Source organism: Marinospirillum sp., assembly GCF_035271045.1.
In the GTDB taxonomy this organism is placed as follows: domain Bacteria; phylum Pseudomonadota; class Gammaproteobacteria; order Pseudomonadales; family Halomonadaceae; genus Marinospirillum.
This window is the reverse complement of sequence record NZ_DATESC010000009.1, coordinates 1-21,993: the sequence shown is the minus strand read 5'-3', so window position 1 is coordinate 21,993 and position 21,993 is coordinate 1. Positions and strand designations below refer to the sequence as shown.

Genomic DNA, 21,993 nt, shown 5'->3' with positions numbered 1-21,993 from the left:
AAACTCTATGAGCATTCAGATTAAACAAATCAGTAAGCAGTTTGGTGATTTCCAAGCCCTTAAACCACTAAATTTAACCATTAACGAAGGTGAGCTAGTGGGCTTATTAGGGCCTTCGGGTTCTGGTAAAACTACCCTGCTGCGTATTATTGCCGGCTTAGAAACTGCCGACCAAGGGCAAATTTTATTTAGTGGCAAAGACGTAACCAACTTACACGTTAGAGATCGTAAGGTAGGCTTTGTATTTCAGCACTATGCTTTATTTCGCCACATGACAGTCGCTGAAAATATTGCTTTTGGCTTAGATGTTTTGCCTAAAAAACAGCGCCCAACTAAAACAACCATTAAACAGCAGGTCGCAGAACTGCTAGATAAAGTTCAGCTTAGCCATTTAGCCAGCCGCTACCCTGCCCAGCTTTCGGGTGGTCAAAAACAGCGCATTGCTTTAGCGCGTGCACTAGCCATGCAACCGCGTGTGCTATTGCTCGATGAGCCCTTTGGTGCGCTGGATGCCAAAGTACGCAAAGAGCTACGCCGTTGGCTGCGTAACCTGCATGATGAGTTAGGTTTTACCAGTGTGTTTGTTACCCATGACCAAGAAGAAGCTTTAGAAGTTTCAGATAGGGTCGTAGTTATGAGCCAAGGACAGATAGAACAAGAAGCCACGCCGCAAGCTTTATACCAGCAGCCCGCCAGTCGTTTTGTGTATGATTTTTTAGGCGGTGTGAATGTATTTGAAGGCCAAGCATCTTCTTTAGCAAACAACCGCCTAGAGCAAGGCAAGGCTTGGGTAGCTTTTCCTGACGGGCATAAAGCAGAAGCTGGGCAGCTTTACTTGCGTTCCCATGAACTCAGCCTAAGCAACCAACCTTCAGCAACCGCCCACCTGCCGCTAACCATTAAAGCAGTGAGTTTAATCGGTGCTGAAGTGCGCGTTGAATTAGAACCACTAGGCTGGCACACCCAAGATTTATGGGAAGTGGTGATTAGCCATTCTCACTACAACACTTGGCAACCGCAAAGAGGCGACACCTGCTATGCACACCCTCATGCTGGACAGTTATTTGCTAACGATGCCAAAAATAAACCCCAACCAATGCATTGGTTAGCTAGCTAATGCATTAATCGTAAGCTAACCTGTTAGTATCATTACTCTTTTTATTCATAGCACAAACTGGCATATTGTGACTCTGGTCTTATCAATTCCAATAACAAGAGTAGCCTGACCATGAATTCATATCGAAAAATAGAACAAGCTTTTTGGTTTACCCTCACCCGTAAAATTGTGGGTAACGTCACCGCACTACTACTGCCTCAAGCCATTTTAATCATTCCTGCAATCATGCTATTAAATACGTTAGAAAAAGAAATCGCCGCTGTAGGACAAGAAGCGGCGCTTTATCCTACACTAATGAATTTGTGGTGGTTGCTGGGTATTTGTAGCCTTGTTGTATTACTTATTGGTATTTTTACTGTTTATTTTATGCGAAAAATATTTGTAACACCGATACGTGATATCACCAAAGTGTTGCAAGCCATACGCGAAAAAAACGGTGATATCTCTGCGACTTTGCCTGATTATACGTTTGATGAAATTTCAGACATGGCGCGCAGCTACAATGCATTTTCTGGTCAGTTAAAAGCAATGATTAACGAAGCGCGTGACCATTCAGTGAATGTTGCGCTGAACGCTGCACGGGTACAAAAAAGAGTCAATCAAGCCAATGCTTCATCACTGGCTCAGGAAGAACAAACGCAACAAATATTTGAATCCAGCAGCCAATCTACTCAAGCCGTCGAAGAAATTGCCTCTAACACCTTAAACATCAGCGATCAAACTTATCGTAATCTAAAAGAAATCCAACATTCAAGTCACGAACTTAAAGGTGTTTCTAGAAAAATCCAAGGCGTTGCACAACTGGCTCAAAGCTTTCAAACAACCGTTGCAACGTTAAGTAAAAATTCTGAAAACATTATTGTTATTTTAAAGCTGGTGGAAGACTTTTCTGAACAAACCAATCTTCTAGCCTTAAATGCTTCCATTGAAGCAGCACGCGCGGGTGAAGCAGGCAGGGGTTTTGCAGTGGTTGCCGATGAAGTACGCAACTTGGCGCAAAAAGTTGGTAATGCAACGCAGCAAATTAATAGTAACATTACCGAAATGACCAGCTTGGTAAAACAAACTGAAGTGGGCGCTAGTGCGATCTTAGACGACATACAAGAAGCAGAAAGCTTTATGACGCGTACCAGCGATCAATTCATTGACATGGTTGCCGGTTTTGAACAAATGAGTCAGCAGCTCGCCACTATTTCAGCCGCCATAGAAGAGCTTTCTTATACCAACCGTACTACCCACGAAAACGTCAGCAGCATTGCCGACTTGTCGCATTCAGTAAAAGAAGACATGGTGCTTTCCAGAGAGAGCGCCTATGAATTAGAAACAGCGACTCAACGCACCCAAGAGCTGCTATCCAGTTTTATTATTGGTTATGGTGGCTTTGAACGAATAACCCAGCTGGGTTTAAGTTACGCTGAAAAAATAACCGAGAAACTAGAAGATTTAGCCAAACAAGGCGTTAATTTATTTGATAATAACTACCAAGCCATTAACCCAAACGATAAACACATTCATTATATGACCAGCTACATCAAGGCTTCAGAAGGTGTGTTACAGCCTTTGTATGACAACTTCTTAAAAGAACACCCTGAGTTTGCTTATGCCGTGGGCATTACTAGTGAAGGTTATGTACCAATTCACCACGCCAAAGTATCTAAACCTAGAACTGGTGATCCAGCGGTTGATAACCTACAATCTCGACAATTAAGAATTTACTTTGATACCCGTGCTGAAAAACGCCGTTGTACGCATGACAGTCCCTTTTTACTGCAAACCTTTATTCGTGATACCGGCGAAATACTCAACGATCTTTCAATTCCTTTGTTTATTTCAGGCAAGCGCTGGGGGTCTTTAATTATGGGTTTTGAAACCAAGCATTTATTAGAAGACTAGCTTAACCACTCAGCTTAAAAGCCCCAATAAATGGGGCAAGATCAAGGTTACTTTTTTAAAATTAAGCTGGCATACAGAACCGGCACAGCGATTAACGTTAACAGCGTTGCAAACAGCAATCCGCCCATAATCGTTACCGCCATGCTAGAAAAGAATGCATCGGTTAATAATGGCAGCATACCCAAAATGGTGGTGCCTGCTGCCAAAAAAACGGGGCGTAAACGGCTAACACTGGCAGTTTTTAATGCTGCCAGTGCAGCGTCTTTTTCAAGTGCAGCGTCTTTTTCAACACCCTGTTTTTCAGCAACCTGTAAGTCAATTTCATCCACTAGCACTATGGCATTTTTCATCAACATACCCGACAAACTTAACAAGCCTAACAAGGCAGTAAAACTAAAGGGTAAGCCAGTAACCAACAAACCAATAATAACGCCCGTTGCAGCCATAGGCACAACCAGCCAAATTACTAAAGGCTGCTTTAAGCGCCCAAACAATAAGACCGTAATCACCAGCATCACTACAAAACTGAGTGGTAATTGTGAAGCTAGGGACGCTTGCGCCTTACTAGAGCTTTCAAATTCACCACCCCAATTAAGGTGATAGCCTTCAGGTAAAGGCAAAGCTTCTATTTTGGCACGAACGGCTTGAAAGGCAGCTACTGCCGTTGTGTGGCTACTGGGTTCAGCCTCAACTGTTAACGTTCGCAAACGATTACGACGGTTGATATAGGCTTCTTCAGGCAATAATTCAAAACGCTCCACTACCTGTGCTAAGGGCACATAAGCGCTGTCGATGCCACTCCAAATAGAACGGTCTTGCAAACGCCCCACATCCAAGCGCTCCGCTTCAGGCAAACGCGCAATAATGGGTAATTGTTCAACACCTTCACGGTAAGTACCCGCTCGAATACCTTCGGTTGCAAACTTTAAGGTAGTGGCTAAGTCTTGACGGGTAATACCGGCATAACGGGCGCGTTCTTCGTTAAAAATTGGCACCAGCGTAATTTCTTGTTCACGCCAGTTTTGACGTATATCCGTTATTTTAGCTTCTTGTTCCATAATACTCAGTGCCTGCTGGCCTAAGTTTCTTAGCACCTGTGCATCTGCGCCTGAAAATCTAGCCTGTAATTTAGCCCCAGAGCCAGGACCAAACACCAAGCGTTCGGTATAAATTTCAGCGCTAGGAAAAGCTTGGGTTAATTCAGCACGCAGTTCATCGGCTAAAGCATCAATCACATCACGGTCGGTGACACGAATAATCAACTGACCATAAGCAGAATCTAACCGCTGCGGCTTATAAGTCAGCATAAAGCGGCTAGCGCCTTGCCCCACAAAGCTAGCAACACTAACCACCTGTGCTTTATCTAATACTTGCTGTTCTATGACTTCAATGTCTCTGGCTGTGGCGCGAATGTCCGTGCCTTGCGGCAGGTGATAATTCAAATAAAACATCGGATTATTCGCCGTTGGGAAGAATGCTTGCTGCACCCAACCAAAACCGGCATAACTGCCTAGGGTAATTGCCACTAAAAGGGTTAAGGTTGTACGCCGTGCCGCCAGCACTTTATCTAATAGCAAAAAATACAACCCATACACCTTGCCCGCATAAGGGTCAATCGTTTGTTCAGTCGACTGAATACGAAATAAGTAATAACCTAATAACGGTGTCACTGTTACGGCCAATAGCCAGCTTAAAAGCAGCGAAATGCCGATAACAGCAAACAAAGAAAACAAAAATTCGCCGGTAGCATCGGGTGATAAACCTATGCCTGCAAACGCCATGATACCAATAACGGTTGCGCCCAATAAAGGTATCTGGGTGCGCTTTACCGCATCACTGGCAGCCTCTATCGCTTGCATACGCCGCTGCATATTTATCAACATACCTTCGGCAACCACAATAGCGTTATCCACCAACATTCCCATCGCAATGATTAGCGCACCTAAAGACACTCGCTCCATTTCAATATGAAAGACCTTCATAAAAAAGGTGGTACCTAATACCGTCAACAGCAGCGTCATACCCACCACCACACCCACGCGCCAGCCCATAAAAATACATAGCACGCCAATAACAATGGCTACCGACATCAGCAAGTTCAGCATAAAACTGTCAATGGAGGCCTCAACCACCTTGTGCTGTTCATAAATCGGTTGTAATTCCACACCTAAAGGAATGCGGCTTTGCAAACTGGCTAAATGGGCATCAACCGCTTCACCCACCTTTACAATATTAGTATCTGCAACACCCGCAACCGCCAAAGTAAATGCTGCTTTACCATTAAAACGAATAATCTGACTGGGTTTTTCTGTGGTTGTGCGTTTAACATGAGCAACGTCTAACAGGCTAATTTGCTCGGTATAACCGGGGCGACCAATACGCAAAGCTTCTAAGCTCGCCAGCGTATCTAAACCCGGTCGAGTAACAAGGCGCAGCTGCTGATCCGCCACTCTGACTTTGCCCGAATCTTCGACTGAGTTTTCCGTTTGCAACGTATTTAAAACCAGCTCAACCGGCAAACCTAAGCGCACTAATTTTTCGTGAGAAACATCAATATAAATACTTTCTTTAGGTTCACCTTCAGTGCTGACTTTAGCAACGCCGGGTACTGTTAATAATTCACGGCGTAAAAATCGAGCCAAGTCTCTTATTTCGCCATCGCTAAAGCCTTCCGCTGTAACGGCATAAAAAATTCCAAACACATCACCAAAGTCATCAATAACTTTGGAAGGGTAAGCCGTTTGCGGCAAAGAAACTTGCGCGTCATTTACCTTACGGCGTAGCTCATCCCAAATTTGCGGCATTTCTGGTGTTTTATAGGAGTCTTTAATTTCAACAGTAATTTCAGAAATACCCGCCATCGAACGGGATTCAATAAAATCTAATTGAGGTAATTGCTGAATGGCTGATTCGATAACTTCGGTCACTGCTTCTTCTACTTCCAGCGCTGTCGCACCTGAATAAGCAGTGACAACGATGGCTTGTTTAATGGTAAAAGCAGGGTCTTCTAAACGCCCTAGCGTTATTAAGGCCCAAATACCGCCCAATAAACACAGTAAAATTAATAGCCAAGTATTAATGGGCCGTTGAATGGAAAGGCGTGCGATATCCATTTACCTTGCCTCCTAAAAATGGTTAAAAGGTTTAACCTTCATACCTTCACGTAAATGTGAACCGCCGGAAGTAATCACTTGCTCCCCAGCAATAGCCCCTGACAATAACGTAACGCGATCACCATTAATATTGCCTATTTTGGCTTTGCGCTTAGTCACTTGACCTAGCTCAGGATCAAAAACCCATAAATAATAACTGCCATCGTTCGCCGTATTTAAGGCTGATAAAGCCACATCCAATTGCTCGACTGGATGCAAGCGCGGATCAGCTGTGACAACAACTGTTACCGTCATACCTGGCAATAAATTCAATGCTTGCGGGCGCTCAAAGCCAAAAGTAACTTGATAAGTTTGTACCACTGGATCGGGTTCGGTGGCGTGCTCGCGGTACTCAAGCGCAATAAAAGTGCTTTCATTATTAGGCAATAACAATTTGGCTTGAATTAAATCGGGGTTATTCACTAGGCGTATCAGATCTTCTGGTACACCAATGTGGGCACGAAGCTCACTAACGTCTTGCACTCTAACCACCGGCGTACCAGCAGCCAAATTCACATAACGACTGGCTAAACGGCGTGTAATTAAAGCATCAAAAGGCACGTCTAAACGGGTATAAGAAAGATTACGCTGTGCCGCTTCAACAGCGATTTTTGCTAGGTGTAATTGATCTTCTGCCTCATCTACCACAGCACGCGGCACAGAATTACTTTTTAGCAATAAATGCTTGCGATCAACATCACGCTGCGCTTGTTTTAAACGCACTTTAGCCTGTTCTAAAGCCAACTTATAATCCGTAGAATCTAACTCGGCTAACAGACTGCCTTTAGGCAATAAACGCCCTTGCTGTATAGGTAAGTTAATTAAGTGACCCGCGACTTGAAAAGAAAGATTAACGTTACTAACCGCATCCACTCGCCCTACAAAACGGCGGCTAATGGCAGGTGCTAACTCACCCAGCGTTTCAATTTTTACGCTAGACAAAGCGTTAATTTCACTGGCATTCACTGGCAATGCACTAAAAAGCATAAATAACACTAAAACCTGCGCTTTTTTTATCACAATTTTTCCTTGGCTTTAGCTTCTAAATTTTTGAGTAAACGTGTTTTTTGTGCATTATTAAAAGGAAGAAGACCTAGCACATCTAATAACATTAAACCTTCCGCGGCTGCCCATAACAAAGTGGCCTCGTCTGCGGCTTGTTCATTATTGTCTAAAGTTGCTTCTTGGCGCACTTGGGTATAACGCAGCAATTTTTCTTCGCGTAAAGGCTTTAGAAGTTCAGCATTGTGAGCAGCAGTGGCAAGAATCGCCATAGGAATGTTAGCGTTCATGGCATCCAATTCACCGATAACATGAAAAACGGACTGTAAAGTTGGGTTGACTTGACCATTAAGCGTGGCGGAATGCTCGGTAATTCTAGGCGTATAAATGTTCATTAAGCGAGCTAACATACCGCTAATTAGCGCTTCTTTACTGGGAAAGTTATACAACACACCGCCTTTGGTTAAACCGGCTTCTTTAGCCACAGAATCTAAACTGACTTTACCTGCGCCCTTTTCAACCGCCACTTTTTGTGCAGCATCTAAAATGGCTTCACGTGAATTGTTGCTGCGTCTTACTTTTTCCATCCTCAATACCCCTCAAAATACCTAATGGTATAGCAAAGCAGAAGGGTATATTTAAGCAATAAATTAAGCAAGACCGCAGAGTCTAATAGGGGGGATTTAATTCACCAAAAACTGATAACGAGTTTTGTTAGCAATACGCACCAAAGCCAGCATCACCGGCACTTCCACCAAAACACCCACCACCGTGGCTAAAGCAGCACCGGATTGTAAACCAAACAGCGCAATAGCAACGGCGACCGCCAATTCAAAGAAATTACTAGAACCAATTAAACCGGCCGGTGCAGCAATGTTATGCGGTACTTTCCAAGCTTTCGCCCAACCGTAGGCAATAAAGAAAATAAAAAATGTTTGAATGGTTAGCGGAATGGCGATTAATAAAATATCTAGCGGATTAGCAACAATCACATCGCCCTGAAAAGAAAACAGCAAGACCAAGGTAATAATTAAACCCAGTTGTGGAATCGGTTCTAAATGCTTTAAAAAAACATTCGTTAACCAATCAATACCACGACGCTTTATAATGAATTGGCGTGTTATATAACCGGCACTTAACGGAATAACAATATAAAGCACTACCGATAATAAAACTGTATTCCAAGGCACTTGAATATTAGAAACACCCAATAACAAAATCACTAATGGCGCAAAAGCAAATAACATAATTAAATTATTGAGCGCCACCTGAACTAAAGTATAAGCAGCATCACCCCTAGTTAAATAGCTCCAAACAAAAACCATTGCCGTACAAGGCGCTGCGCCCAATAAAATGGCACCGGCTAGGTATTCACTAGCCCGTTCAGCAGGAATAAAAGATGCAAAAACAACCGTAAAAAAGAACCAAGCAATAGCAAACATCGTAAATGGCTTGATTAACCAATTGACGCTTGTGGTAATAATCAACCCTTTAGGCTGACGACGCACAGCTAAAACAGAAGTAAAATCAACCTGCACCATCATAGGGAAAATCATCGCCCAAATTAATATCGCAACGGGAATAGACACTTGGGCATATTCAAAACGCGCCAAAGTCTCGGGAACAGCGGGTATAAACTGCCCAATCAATATGCCACCCACAATGGCTAAAGCGACCCAAAGCGTAAGAAAACGTCCAAAAATGCCCATACCCTCAGCCGTGCTAGGCGCTGATAAATTGACCGATTCAGTCATCATAAACATCAACAATGCGGTTATAAAAAGCCGAGGGCTTCATACGGTCATTATCATCAAACTCCATAAAAGCCCTAGCCACCGATGACTGATTAGGCAGCGTTAACATACGCATCCAACGCCCTAAAATACGCAATTGATTCACGCTGTTAAACGACTGCGAGCCACCACACACCTGCATTAACGCCAGCGTTTTGCCTTGCGTAGGCCGCACCGCACCTTGCGTCAAAGGAATCCAATCAATTTGTAATTTCATAATGCTGGTCATAGCACCGTGGCGTTCTGGTGTACACCACACCATGCCTTCCGACCAAGCGGCAAGCTCTTGCAATTCAACAACTTTAGGGTGTGTTTCTTCTTCCGAATCTGGCAACGGCAAGCCCGTTGGATCAAAAGTACGAACATCACAACCCAAGTAACGCAACAACCTTCCCGCCTCTTCAGAAGCCAAACGCGAAAAAGAGCGCTGACGCAACGATCCGTAGAGTATTAAAATGCGTGGCGCGTGCAATGAAGCACCTTGGGCAACAAAATCTTTAAAATCTATCGGCTGAAGTTTTTCTGGGTCGATATTCGGAAGGTCATCTAACATTGCTTGCGGGTTCATTATGCATCTCCTTCACGGCGAACAACTTCACCATCTTCTTTTGTAAAGCTTTCAATCGGCTGCCCAAGTAGCGCTAAAACACTTTCAGATGGGCGGCATAAACTCGCTTTATCACCCACCACCACAATCGGGCGATTAATCAAAATGGGGTGCGCCATCATCGCATCAATAAGTTGCTCATCGTTTAACGCAGCATTATCAAGGTCTAATTCATCATAAGGCGTGCCTTTACGACGCAATAGCGCACGCGGTGTTATTTGCATCATCGCAAGCAATGCTTCTAGGCGTTCACGGCTAGGCGGCGTTACAAGGTATTCAATCACTTCAGGCGTTTTACCAGAGGCTTCTAGCATGGCTAAAGTATTGCGCGACGTGCCGCAGTTGGGGTTATGATAAATTTGTACTTTCATAAGTTTTCAGGCTTCTTTTGTTGGGGTTGGCAAAAATTCAAGGTCGATTCCAAAGGTGTGCAAGTCACTGAATCTGCAACACAACAGTCATTCACTAAAAATTGAATAACGGCTTGAATAGCATCAAGGTTTGCGCGGTAAATAATGGAACGGCTTTGGCGTTGCGAAAGCACCAATTCTGCACGGGCAAGCACCGACAAATGCGCAGACAAAGTGTTGTGTGGTACATCTAACAGCGTTGCTATTTCACCCGCTGGCAACCCTTCTGGCTCATGGCGAACCAACAACTTAAAAGCCGCTAAACGTGTTGGTTGCGACAGTGATGCAAAACTCGCCATCGCTTGTTCAGTTTTCATCTAACACTCCTTATATATCCTTATTTCCAAGAATATGGACATATTAAATAAGAGTCAAGGTTTTTGTTACAAGAGGCAGCGAGGGTGATTGCAAGCGCTGACGACTGTTGATTAGTATTTCTGTAAGAAAGACCTAGACGTTGATTTATAAGTTTTAGAGGATTTTAAATTAACCCCAGTAGAGGCTAGCTTCTACTGAGGTTTTTAGCGACTAAGGCTTTAATTAGCCAATAGTAATTTTAGGCAGGGTGGGTGCTTGCAATACGGCTTTCTCAGTCGGTGCAATTACGGTTGCGGTACCTAATACAACTTTTTCGTCTTTTTGGTTGGTGACTAGGCAATCAAGAATCACAATTTTTTTAGCATCTTGTTTTTCTTTTACGGTTAGCTTTACCGTTAGCGTATCACCTAATTTTACAGGGCGGCGAAAGCTTAGTTCTTGCCCCATATAAATAGTGCCAGGCCCTGGTAGCGTGGTTGCTAAAGCGGCCGAAATAAGTGAACCAGACCACATACCATGAGCAATTTGCTCACCAAACATAGTGGTTTTAGCAAATTCTGCGTCTAAATGTAGCGGGTTAACGTCACCCGATACCGCAGCAAAAAGCACCAACTCTTTTTCGGTCAGTGTTTTTTCAAACGTTGCTGAGTCACCAACACTTAAAGTGTCGTAGGGGCGGTTTTCTAAAGTACTCATGGATAATTCCTTGTGATTTATAAGCTAAAGTTGTTGGCATAATAGAGTAACTCTTGGCATCATTGAAATCTAGTCGAGCGTTTGCTAGGTTTGTTGCAATTCTACAAGAGTCGTATATTTTTACACGGCAAACTAAGGCTAAATAGAATAAACAGTGTAGTTTTTTTACAAAAGCATGATGTTTTACCCTGACAACTAATAATAGAGGCCACCACATGCAGCATACTAACATCTATAACATGGGGCTAAATCGCAATGCAGCAAACTTTGCTGCTTTAACGCCGATTTCTTTTTTACAGCGTTCAGCAAGCGTATTCCCTAATCATGTTGCACAAATCCACCATGATGTGAAAATTACTTGGGCGCAAACTTATACACGTTGTATAAAACTTGCTTCTGCTTTAAATAAAGCAGGCATAGCTGAAGGTGATACAGTTGCTTTTATTGCACCGAATATAGTGCCAGTTTTTGAAGCACACTTTGGTGTACCCATGTGCGGTGCGGTGCTTAACGCTATTAATACCCGTTTAGATGCTGAAGCCATTTCTTTTATTTTACAGCACGCTGAAGCTAAAATTATTTTTGTTGACCGTGAGTTTTCTGAAGTCGCTTCTCGTGCGATTAAAATGTTAGGTGCTAATCGTCCGCGCATTATTCACATTGACGATCCTTTTTATGAAGGTGGCAAGCTGATTGGTGAAATGGACTATGAAGCCTTTCTTGCTACCGGCGATGAAGATTTTGCCTATAAAACACCCAGTGATGAGTGGGATGCGATAACACTTAACTACACTTCGGGTACCACAGGTAATCCTAAGGGTGTGGTTTACCACCACCGTGGCGCTTACCTGAATGCGGTTTCTAATGCCGTTTCTTGGGATATGGGCGATCACCCTGTGTATTTGTGGACGCTACCCATGTTCCACTGTAACGGTTGGTGTTTCCCTTGGACGATTGCAGCTACAGCGGGTACGAGTGTTAGTTTGCGTCATGTACGTGCGGATGATATTTATAACTCGATTCGTGATAATGAAGTTGGCTACTTCTGTGGTGCGCCCATTGTTTTAAATATGTTGAACAATGCCGATGAAGCGCTTAAAGCAGGCATTAACCATGAAGTTAAAGTAATGACTGCTGGCGCACCACCACCTGCCTCTGTAATTGAAGGTATGGAGTCTATGGGCTTTGTGGTGACTCACGTTTATGGTTTAACGGAAACCTATGGCCCTTGTGTAGTGTGTGCATGGCACAGTGAGTGGGATGGTAAAACAGCAACCGAAAAAGCGCGTTTAAAATCGCGTCAAGGTGTTAAATCGCCCATGCAAGAAGACCTGATGATTGCTGATCCAGATACCATGATTCCAGTGCCAAAAGATGGTAAAACCATTGGCGAAATTTTTATGCGCGGTAACTTGGTAATGAAAGGTTACTTAAAGAATCCACGCGCTACAGAAGAGTCTTTTGTGGGTGGCTGGTTCCGTTCAGGTGATTTAGCAGTTTGGCATTCAGATACTTATGTAGAAATTAAAGACCGTTCTAAAGACATTATTATTTCGGGTGGTGAAAATATTTCTTCAGTAGAAGTTGAAGACGTGCTTTACCGTCATCCCGCAGTTTCTGAAGCAGCAGTGGTTGCGCGTCCTGATGAAAAATGGGGTGAAACGCCTTGCGCTTTTATTACTTTGAAAGCCGATGCTAAAGTAACAGAAAAAGAAATTATGGATTTCTGCCGCGAAAATATGGCAGGCTTTAAAACACCTAAAACGGTTGTTTTTTGTGAACTACCTAAAACTTCAACGGGTAAAATTCAGAAGTTTGTTTTAAGAGATCAAGTTAAAGAACTGTAATGTAAAGGTTTTTTAATTGTTAAGCCGTAGAGGCCAGCCTAAGGGCTGGCTTTTTTTTGCTTGCACAGGTTATAGTAAACGAACGTTTGAATACGGACACCCACTTGCTAACCAATAATAATAAGCTGGCGAGGTTTTAGTATGACAGAGATCGATATGAGTCGTTATGACTCGGTATTACAGGTGTTTGATGAGTCGTGTGCGCGTTTTGTAGACCGCCCTGCATTTACTTGCATGGGCAAAATGTTGACTTATGGTGAGTTAGAAGAAAAAAGCCGCTATTTTGCTGCTTATTTGCAAAATCACACGGATTTAAAAGAAGGCGACCGCATTGCGATTCAGTTACCCAATACATTGATGTTTCCTGTTGCTGTGTTTGGCGCGTTAAGAGCAGGCTTGATCGTTGTTAATACCAATCCGCTTTATTCTGAAAAGGAAATGGAACACCAATTTAACGATTCAGGTGCGCGTGCCATTGTTGTTCTGGCGAATATGGCGCGTAGCGTACAAAAAGTATTGCGCCTTACCTGCCTAAAACATGTGTTTATTACCGAATTGGGCGATATGCACCCCTTTATTAAGCGTCACGCCATTAATAAAGTGGTGAAGTACGTTAAAAAAATGGTGCCTGCTTATAATCTGCCACACGCCATTCCTTTTCGAAAAGCGCTAAGTATGGGGCGTAAAGGTCATTGGGTACCGACTAAGCAAACACTGGATGATGTTGCTATTTTGCAATATACAGGCGGCACAACAGGTGTTGCTAAAGGCGCAATGCTGACGCACCGTAATTTAGTGGCGAATATGCTACAAGCCAGAGCGGTTATCGACCAAGTGCTAAATGAAGGCGGTGAAACCGTTGTTGCTCCGCTTCCCATGTATCATATTTACACTTTTACTGTGAACTGCATGGTGATGATGGAGCAGGGTAATCACTCTTTGCTAATTACTAATCCACGTGATCTTCCAGCTTTTGTTAAAGAATTAAAAAATAATCACTTCACCGGCTTTGTTGGTTTAAATACCTTGTTTGTTGCCTTGTGCAACCGTGATGATTTTAAAGCGCTCGATTTTAGTCACTTAAAGCTGACAATTTCTGGTGGTATGGCGCTCACAAAAACGGCAGCAGAGCAATGGAAGGCGGTAACAGGTAGCGATATTGCGGAAGGTTATGGCTTAACTGAAACTTCGCCCGTGGCTACTTTTAATCCGCTTAGAGCCATTCAGCTAGGCAGTATCGGCAAAGCCGTGCCCAGTACAGAAATTAAAGTGATTGATGAAAATGGTAAAACACTAGCCATTGGTGAGTCGGGTGAGTTATGCATTCGTGGCCCACAAGTAATGAAAGGTTATTGGCAGCAACCGGCAGAAACTGCAAAAGTTTTAACGGCTGATGGCTGGTTTATGACCGGTGATATTGCGGTTATTCAAGACGATGGTTATGCCCGCATTGTTGACCGTAAAAAAGACATGATTAATATGTCGGGTTTTAATGTTTACCCCAATGAAGTGGAAGACGTGATTGCTTCCCACCCCGATGTTTTAGAAGTGGCTGCCGTGGGTGTGCCTGATGTTAAAAGCGGCGAAGCCGTCAAGGTGTTTATTGTTTCTCGTTCGGGCAAGTTAACGGTTAAAGAAGTGCGTGACTGGTGCAAGAAGCGCTTAACCGCTTATAAAGTGCCACGCCTTGTTGAATTTAGAGATGAATTACCCAAAACGAACGTGGGTAAAGTGTTGCGTAGGCAACTACGTGATGAAACTAACTAGTTTCAGTTATACTAGGCGGCTTTAAGTCACTCATTTTAAGTCACTTATCTTAAAGCAACTAAAGAGCCGCCATGCTTAAGTCGGAACAAGCGTTATTGCAGCAGTGCCTGCTAAAAGATGTGCATCAATTTAGTAGGCAGCTGCACAAGCTACGAAAGTTTATTCACCATTCAACAGATACCAGCCAGCAAGATCAGCTAAGGGCTAGATTAGAAGCCTCGGTTGCTAAGGTAGAAGCGCGCCGTGCAGTTTGGCCTAAGCTGAACTACCCAGACCTACCTGTTAGCGAACACCGTGAAAAAATTCTTACTGCGCTAAAAGAAAACCAAGTCTTAGTGATTGCCGGTGAAACGGGTTCAGGTAAAACCACCCAGTTACCTAAAATTTGCCTAGAACTTGGCTTAGGTGCGCGGGGTTTAATTGGTCATACCCAACCAAGACGTTTAGCCGCTCGCTCGGTTGCCCAGCGTTTAGCCGAAGAGCTAGCAGTGCCTTTGGGTGAGCAGGTGGGCTACCAAGTTCGTTTTCACGATCAGCAAAGCGATAACACGCTGATTAAGCTAATGACCGACGGTATTCTACTGGCAGAAACGCAAAAAGACCCTTTTCTAAACCGCTATGAAGTTATTATTATTGACGAAGCGCACGAGCGCAGCTTAAACATTGATTTTCTACTGGGTTATTTAAAGCGCATTTTGCCGCGTCGCCCTGATTTAAAAGTTATTATCACTTCTGCGACCATCGATCTAGAGCGTTTTTCTAAGCACTTTAATAACTGTCCGATTATTGAAGTCTCTGGTCGTACTTATCCGGTGCAGTTGCAATACCAGCCGCTGTTAACCGACGACCCAGACACCGCCGATTTAACCTTACAGCAGGGCGTTTTGCAGGCGTTAGAAAGCATTGAAAATGCCGAAGCCAGTAAAGGCTGGCTGCATGGCCCAAGGGATGTCTTGATTTTCTTGCCCGGTGAACGTGAAATTCGTGAAATGGCGCATGAAATTCGCAAAGCACAAAACTTTGGGCAGTTTCGTCATACCCAAGTGTTACCGCTTTATGCTCGTCTTCCCACCGGCGAGCAGCAAAAAATCTTCCAGCCGTCTAACCAGCGTAAGGTGGTTTTAGCCACTAACGTCGCTGAAACTTCGTTAACCGTGCCAGGGATTCGTTATGTAATTGACCCTGGCATTGCCAGAATTAGCCGTTATAGCGTGCGAGCCGGTGTGCAGCGCCTTCCCATTGAAGCAGTTTCCCAAGCCAGTGCTAACCAAAGGGCAGGGCGTTGTGGTCGTGTGGCAGAAGGTTTATGTATTCGCTTATACAGCGAAGATGATTTTAATGGCCGCCCTTCATTTACCGAACCCGAAATACGCCGCACCAACCTAGCTGCCGTTATTCTGCAAATGTTGTCTTTAAAGCTTGGCAACATTGAAGACTTTTCTTTTTTAGAGCCACCCGATAGCCGGACCATTAAAGACGGTTTTCGCTTGTTGTTTGAATTAGGCGCTGTCACAGCTAGAAACGATTTAACCCAGCTAGGGCGTAAGCTGGCGCGTTTGCCGGTTGATCCTCGCCTTGCACGTATGCTTTTGGAAGCTTCACAGCGTGGTAGCTTGCAAGAAGTGTTGATTATTACCTCGGCACTTACCCTGCAAGACCCCAGAGAACGCCCAGTTGAACACCAGCAAGCCGCAGACCAAGCCCATGCGCAATGGGTTGACCCTACTTCCGACTTTGCTGCCTTGGTTAATTTATGGCGTGCTTATGAAATCCAGCGCCAAGATTTAACCGCCAGTCAGTTGCGTAGTTATTGCAAAAAGAACTTTTTATCTTGGCTGCGAATGCGTGAATGGCGAGACACTCACCACCAGTTAAAATTATTATGCCGTGAAATTGGCTTAAAAGAAAATAGCCAACCCGCCGATGAAATTGCTCTGCACCAAGCGTTGCTAGCGGGTTTGCTTTCTAACTTGGGTATGCAGCAAGAAAATAAAGAGTTTTTAGGTGCACGTAACCGTAAGTTTTTTGTTCACCCAGGTTCTAAGTTAGCTAAAAAGCCGCCCAAGTGGATTATGGCCTCTGAACTGGTGGAAACCACCCGTTTATTTGCCCGTTTAGTGGCAAAAATAGAACCAGAATGGGCCGAGCCTTTAGCCGAGCATTTAATTAAGCGTGACTATTCATCACCGCATTGGGAAAAGCGTGCCGCAAGGGTCGCCGCTTATGAAAAGGTCACCTTGTTTGGTTTGCCCTTAGTGGCAGGCCGTAAAATTGACTACGCTAGCCATGACCCAGAACTTTGCCATGATATTTTTATTCGCTCAGGTTTGGTGGAAGGCAATTATGTTACTAAAGCACCCTTTATGGCGCATAACCAAGCTTTATTAGATGAAGTGCTGGTGCTGGAAGATAAAGCCCGTAAACGGGATATTCTGGTTGATGATGAAGTGCTTTATGACTTTTATGCCAGCCGCATTCCTGAAGAAATTTGCCGTGGGGCAAGCTTTGAAAGTTGGCGCAAAAAACAAGAAGCGGCTAATCCGCAATTATTACTGCTGACTAAAGAAGACTTGTTGGCACGTACTACCGATGAAATCACCGATGATCTTTTTCCAGATTTATTAACTTGGAAGGGCATTAGCTGGCAGCTTAAGTATAATTTTGCCCCCAGCGAAATTGATGATGGCGTGAGTATGCAAGTGCCCGTTGCCATGCTTAGTCAGCTGCCAGAAACTCGTTTAGAATGGCTAGTGCCTGGGTTATTGCGTGAAAAATGCTTGGCGATGATGCGTGGCTTGCCCAAACAGGTGCGTAAAAACTTTGTGCCCTTGCCTGATTATATTGATGCAGCTTTAGAGGCGTTAGTAGCCGATGATTTGCCTTTAGGTAAAGCACTGGGCTTCTTCTTTTATAAAACCACTGGCGTAAAAATTGATGAGAAACTTTGGGCAGACATAGCGCTACCCGATCACTTATTAATGAACTTTTGTGTTTTATCAGAAAAAGGTGAGCAGTTAGGTCAGGGTCGAGATTTAGCCAAGCTTCGTGAAAAATTCTCGGGGCAAATGCAAGCCGCTACCCAAGCGCTAGATTCAGGCCAGCTAAAAGTCAGTGGTGCAAAAGATTGGAACTTTGGTGAACTGCCGCAGCTGCTTGAACAACAACAAGCGGGCGTAAAAATCCAAGCCTTTCCAGCCTTAATTGATGAAGGCGAAAGTGTCGGCGTTACGCTGTTTGATAGCCCAGCAAAAGCGCGTTTTGCAACAGAAAAAGGCCTAGTACGCTTAATACGTTTAAGCTTGCCGCAAAAAGATAAATATTTGCAAACTCAACTACCCGGCTTAGAAAAACTGGCCTTAATGTTTACTAAAATAGGTACTCGCCAAGCCATACTGGATGATTTAATTAATACCTGTGTGCGAGAGGTGTTTTTAGCGGATAATGCCAAACTTTGGCCTAGAGATGAAGCCGCTTTTCAAGCATTATTAGAAAAACACCAAGCTGATTGGATTCCTGCGGCGACAGAAAAAGTAAAACTAGCCAAAGCTGCCCTTGAAGCGCAAGTGCCTTTGGCTGCGAAATTAAAAGGCAAGTTAGATCTAGCCACGGCTTTAACGTTTCAAGATGCACGTAAACAGCTGAACCGCTTGTTTTTTGTGGGGTTTATTTGGCAGTCGGGCGATTGGTTAGCCCATTACCCAAGGTACTTAAAAGCCTTAGAAGTTCGCCTAGAAAAAGCCAGCAGAGATAGAATAAGAGACCAGCGCATAGCAGAAGAACTAGAAATACTCTGGCAGCGTTGGGAAAGCCGTTATACTGCAATGCAGCAACAAGGTGCTGTTAGCCAAGAACTAGCGGATTACCGTTGGCTAATAGAAGAATACCGTGTTTCGCTGTATGCCCAGCAGTTAGGAACGCAGCAAGTAGTTTCTGCACGGCGGTTAACAGAAGCTTGGGATAAGCTGGTGGTTAATCAGTGAGCAAGCTAATGATGAATCGTGGTAAAAAGGTGAGGCAGTTAGAAGGTGTGATGAGAATGACTAATGAGTTATAACAACAGCTTATTTGTTGCAATTGCTGAAGAACGTTTGGAAATTTTAGTTGCTAATCAGCAAGTTGCACATTTAGTGCGCTTATGTCCTGAAATTTCTAATGGACAAGCGGTATTTATGTTGCATGGTTTAATGGACAATGCAAGTTGTTTTCATAATGCAGCAACTCAAACAGGATTGGGGTATGTGCTGGCGCGGCAAGGTTACGATGTTTATATGGCTGAGTTGCGGGGGCGTCATTTAGATAATAAAGCACTGAGTCGTTTGGAATTTGGTGTTGAGCAAGCAATTACTGAAGATTTACCTACGTTAATTGCTGCTATGAATAAAATTGCACCACCTGAAAAACAAGTTTGGATAGGGCAAGGTTTTGGTAGTTTGTTATTAGCCAGTTATTTAGCCCGCAACACTAACCATTTAAAGTCTATTTTAGGCTTGGTGCATTTTAGCCCTTTTCGTGAATCTCAACCGATTGGCGCATTTAAAAACTTTTGGGTAAATTGGCTGCATGGGCGCGGTGTGAATCTGTTGGCACAAAAGCTAGGTTATGTGCCTGCGGTAAAGCTAAAATTGGGCCGTTCTAATGAAAGTTTGGACTTTTATCAACAAGCGCTGGATTGGTTAAGCGCCCCTTGGCAGGGTAAAGATGGTTTTGATTATGCTGAAGCAGTAAAAATGCTTGAATGGCCGCCGAGCTTATACTTTGCCAGTTTGCACAATGCTTGGCGTGGTAGTGAGATGGATGCTCGTGCTTTTATGTTTGGTTTTGGTGACCACAATGCACGTTTAATTAAGTTGGGGCGTGGCGTTGGTAATCAAAAAAACTACAAGCGTTCGCAGTTATGTTTGCATCAAACTGCTGAGCAAGATTATTACCCGTTACTATTGGATTGGTTAAATGCGTTGAAGGTAGGTTGAAGTGATGCCATTACAAAAAATAGCAAATGGGCTAACGCTATTGTTTTTTTTATTTTTAATGGGTTGTTCAACCGTACCCAAAGTAAATTCTAGCGTCGAGCTTGTTAATCACCAAGACCCTTATGAAAACTGGAACCGTAAGGTATTCAGTTTTAACGAGGTGGTCGATGCTTTTGCACTCAAACCCATCGCTAAAAGCTACCGTTTTATTACCCCTAAATTTGTACGTCAAGGAGTGACTAATTTTTTTTCTAACCTAGGTGAGGTTTCTAACTTTGCTAATAATCTTTTGCAATTCAAGCCATTAGCCGCCGGTAAAGATTTAACGCGTTTTGCAGTTAACTCAACGCTTGGGGTTGTTGGTTTATTTGAAGTGTCAACACCTTGGTTTAATTTGCAACCTAGCCATGAAGATTTTGGACAAACACTGAATACTTGGGGATTACCTGAAGGTTCTTATGTCGTTGTACCTTTTTTAGGTGGCCAAACGTTAAGCCATAGTATTTCTTTGCCCATAGACTATTATTACCTTAATCCGGTGAGCTATTTGATTGAGCGTAAAGAAATTAGCTGGGGTTTAACGGGGTTGCAAGTAGTGCAATTGCGTGAAGGATTATTAGATGCTGAGCAATTGATTCAAGGGGATCGTTATTCTTTTATTCGTGATGCTTACTTGCAACACCGTACTTTTTTAGTGAATGATGGTCGTCTTGAGTCAGACCCCTTTTTAGAGGATGATGATTTTGAGTTTGATGAAGCTGATTTTGCTGATTAATGGGCCATTAGTTAAAGTATACAATGAGGTGTGCATTTGGATTACCAGCAGCTAGTTAAAGAAAATGCTGAATTAAAAGAAATCATTGCCTTGTTAGAGCAAGATCAGTTGATCGCTTACCAGGTACAACATGGTCTATTGCCAACTAACTTAGCTGAGTTTTCGGGTTTTAGACTTAATTATTTATTGCAACCTGCTCTACACCTTTCGGGTGATTTTTTAGATTTTTGGTCGCCTCAGCCTAACAAACTTTTTTTCTATATTGCTGATGTGGCTGGCAGTGGTTCAGCTTCTGCTTTAGTTACTATTTTGCTTAAATACCTGCTTAAAAAATACACCAGCCAAGGTGAGTTAAGCCCTGCGACCTTGTGCTCTAAAGTAAATGAAGATTTATTGGTAATGGGGCTAAAAAAACACTTAACATTGGTTTTAGGTTGTATAGATACGCCAACAAAACAACTTACTTATACGCTTGCTGCTCATTTACCCGTACCATTAATGGTGAATGATGGTGAGGCAAAACCTTTGGAAGGTGAAGGCTTACCGGTCGGACTCTTCCCAGGAGCAACTTACAAGGATTACACTTGCATTTTTCCTAAGCAAGGATGTTTATGTATGGCCAGTGACGGTGTGCTAGAAGTGTTGCTAGGTAAAGGTTTGCAGGCTAGACAAATTGAATGGCAACAATTGGTGGCCGCCACAGGCGGAGACATAAAAACCCTATTACAACGCTTGGCTAATTGCACTGTTGGCTGGCCAGACGATGTAACCTTGATGACTTTAAGCGGTTGTTAATATGCATACAGGTAAACTGCTGTCGGCTAAGTCACAGCAGACCTTTGTACTAAAACTTATTGGTGATGTGCGCCTAACACTTTGTTCTACTTTAGATACATTGTTAGAGCGTATTTTTGTCGATAAAGACATTAATAATTTTGTGATTGATTTGTCGAAAACTGAAAATTTAGACAGTACAACTTTGGGTTTATTAGCAAAAATCGCACTGCAAGCCTCTAATCATGGTCTAGCACAACCCAGCATTATTTCACCCAACGAAGATATAACGGTCTTGTTAGAATCAATGGGGTTTCGTCAGTATTTTATTTTGTTAAAGCATCCTTTAACTACCAGTCAAGAACTGCAAGAAGTACCTCAGTTAGCCGGTTCAGAAGAACACATTAAGGCGCAAATATTAGATGCACATTTAACGTTAATGTCGATGAACGAACAAAATAAAGAGGCATTTAAAAATGTTGTGCAAGTATTAGAGGAATGTTCAGATTTAGATTGCCAAAATACGGATTATCATTGACATCCTCCCCGACCTAAAGGACGGGAATTCCTACTGCTAGACGGCCATGCCCGACCGCAAGAATGTTTTGCGCCGCATTAACATCGCGGTCGTGGGCGACACCGCACCCACTGCACGTCCATTCTCTTATTCCAAGTCCTGCGATACCTCTCGGCCTCGATTCGGGCAAGTTGCCACAATTCGAACAGGTTTGGGTGGTGTATGCCTCGTTCACTTCCTTAAAAACAATGCCTGCGTGAGCGCATTTATAGTCCAACATTGTTTTTAATTGACCCCAGCCAGCGTCCAGCACTGACTTAGCCATTCTGGTTTTAACGAGTTTTAAGCTGCTGAC

General features: G+C 43.5%; 17 protein-coding genes and 1 pseudogene. 9 read left to right on the top strand and 9 right to left on the bottom strand.

Annotation, left to right across the window (positions count from 1 at the left end; translation table 11 throughout):
- Positions 1-7 precede the first annotated feature (7 nt).
- Together VJY63_RS04495 and VJY63_RS04490 are read left to right on the top strand one after the other, a co-directional pair.
- Positions 8-1,117, top strand: coding sequence for a sulfate/molybdate ABC transporter ATP-binding protein (locus tag VJY63_RS04495; RefSeq protein ID WP_324048556.1), 1,110 nt, complete (start codon positions 8-10; stop codon positions 1,115-1,117).
- A gap of 111 nt (positions 1,118-1,228) precedes the next feature.
- The gene (locus VJY63_RS04490; RefSeq protein ID WP_324048555.1) at positions 1,229-3,010 is read left to right on the top strand and encodes a methyl-accepting chemotaxis protein; all 1,782 of its coding nucleotides are present in this window, start codon (positions 1,229-1,231) and stop codon (positions 3,008-3,010) included.
- A gap of 47 nt (positions 3,011-3,057) precedes the next feature.
- Here the strand turns inward: VJY63_RS04490 and VJY63_RS04485 are convergent, their stop codons facing one another.
- The 8 genes and pseudogenes from VJY63_RS04485 to VJY63_RS04450 all read right to left on the bottom strand — a co-directional run bounded on the left by VJY63_RS04485 (position 3,058) and on the right by VJY63_RS04450 (position 10,988).
- Entirely contained in the window at positions 3,058-6,123 is a 3,066-nt protein-coding gene (locus tag VJY63_RS04485) for an efflux RND transporter permease subunit (RefSeq protein ID WP_324048554.1), read from the bottom strand.
- A gap of 12 nt (positions 6,124-6,135) precedes the next feature.
- A complete protein-coding gene (locus VJY63_RS04480) occupies positions 6,136-7,182 on the bottom strand; it encodes an efflux RND transporter periplasmic adaptor subunit (RefSeq protein WP_324048553.1) in 1,047 nt (348 codons plus the stop codon).
- Positions 7,179-7,751: a TetR/AcrR family transcriptional regulator gene (locus tag VJY63_RS04475; protein ID WP_324048552.1), complete on the bottom strand. Its 573-nt coding sequence runs from the start codon at positions 7,749-7,751 to the stop codon at positions 7,179-7,181. Before VJY63_RS04475 ends, VJY63_RS04480 begins: the two co-directional genes overlap by 4 nt.
- 96 nt (positions 7,752-7,847) lie before the next feature.
- Complete coding sequence (gene arsB / locus VJY63_RS04470; protein WP_324048579.1) at positions 7,848-8,918, bottom strand: ACR3 family arsenite efflux transporter; 1,071 nt, start codon at positions 8,916-8,918, stop codon at positions 7,848-7,850.
- Positions 8,914-9,510: pseudogene (gene arsH, locus VJY63_RS04465) on the bottom strand (arsenical resistance protein ArsH); the annotation flags it as partial. The pseudogene arsH and the gene arsB, both read right to left, overlap by 5 nt.
- Before the next feature lie 14 nt (positions 9,511-9,524).
- A complete protein-coding gene (gene arsC / locus VJY63_RS04460; RefSeq protein WP_324048551.1) occupies positions 9,525-9,935 on the bottom strand; it encodes an arsenate reductase (glutaredoxin) in 411 nt (136 codons plus the stop codon).
- The gene (locus VJY63_RS04455; RefSeq protein ID WP_324048550.1) at positions 9,932-10,291 is read right to left on the bottom strand and encodes a helix-turn-helix transcriptional regulator; all 360 of its coding nucleotides are present in this window, start codon (positions 10,289-10,291) and stop codon (positions 9,932-9,934) included. The genes arsC and VJY63_RS04455 overlap by 4 nt, the downstream gene beginning before the upstream one ends.
- A gap of 223 nt (positions 10,292-10,514) precedes the next feature.
- Positions 10,515-10,988 carry a MaoC/PaaZ C-terminal domain-containing protein gene (locus VJY63_RS04450; protein ID WP_324048549.1) on the bottom strand — a complete coding sequence of 158 codons (474 nt, stop codon included), beginning with the start codon at positions 10,986-10,988 and terminating at the stop codon, positions 10,515-10,517.
- 215 nt (positions 10,989-11,203) lie between these two features.
- Here VJY63_RS04450 and VJY63_RS04445 point away from each other — a divergent pair, with 215 nt between their 5' ends.
- The 7 genes from VJY63_RS04445 (at position 11,204) to VJY63_RS04415 (ending at position 21,659) form a co-directional block, all read left to right on the top strand.
- Positions 11,204-12,835 (top strand): acyl-CoA synthetase, encoded by a 1,632-nt coding sequence (locus VJY63_RS04445; protein ID WP_324048548.1) that lies wholly within the window; start codon positions 11,204-11,206, stop codon positions 12,833-12,835.
- 141 nt (positions 12,836-12,976) lie between these two features.
- Positions 12,977-14,602, top strand: coding sequence for an AMP-binding protein (locus VJY63_RS04440; protein ID WP_324048547.1), 1,626 nt, complete (start codon positions 12,977-12,979; stop codon positions 14,600-14,602).
- Positions 14,603-14,673: 71 nt separating this feature from the next.
- Complete coding sequence (gene hrpA / locus VJY63_RS04435; RefSeq protein WP_324048546.1) at positions 14,674-18,582, top strand: ATP-dependent RNA helicase HrpA; 3,909 nt, start codon at positions 14,674-14,676, stop codon at positions 18,580-18,582.
- 63 nt (positions 18,583-18,645) lie between these two features.
- Positions 18,646-19,572, top strand: coding sequence for an alpha/beta fold hydrolase (locus VJY63_RS04430; RefSeq protein WP_324048545.1), 927 nt, complete (start codon positions 18,646-18,648; stop codon positions 19,570-19,572).
- A gap of 4 nt (positions 19,573-19,576) precedes the next feature.
- Positions 19,577-20,347 (top strand): VacJ family lipoprotein, encoded by a 771-nt coding sequence (locus VJY63_RS04425; RefSeq protein WP_324048578.1) that lies wholly within the window; start codon positions 19,577-19,579, stop codon positions 20,345-20,347.
- 30 nt (positions 20,348-20,377) lie between these two features.
- Positions 20,378-21,142 (top strand): PP2C family protein-serine/threonine phosphatase, encoded by a 765-nt coding sequence (locus VJY63_RS04420; protein ID WP_324048544.1) that lies wholly within the window; start codon positions 20,378-20,380, stop codon positions 21,140-21,142.
- A 1-nt stretch (position 21,143) separates the two neighbouring features.
- Complete coding sequence (locus VJY63_RS04415; RefSeq protein ID WP_324048543.1) at positions 21,144-21,659, top strand: STAS domain-containing protein; 516 nt, start codon at positions 21,144-21,146, stop codon at positions 21,657-21,659.
- A 13-nt stretch (positions 21,660-21,672) separates the two neighbouring features.
- On the opposite strand, the gene VJY63_RS04410 is transcribed toward VJY63_RS04415, so the two are convergent.
- Positions 21,673-21,993, bottom strand: a 321-nt coding sequence (locus VJY63_RS04410) for a transposase (protein ID WP_324048542.1), incomplete at its 5' end; no start/stop codon positions are given.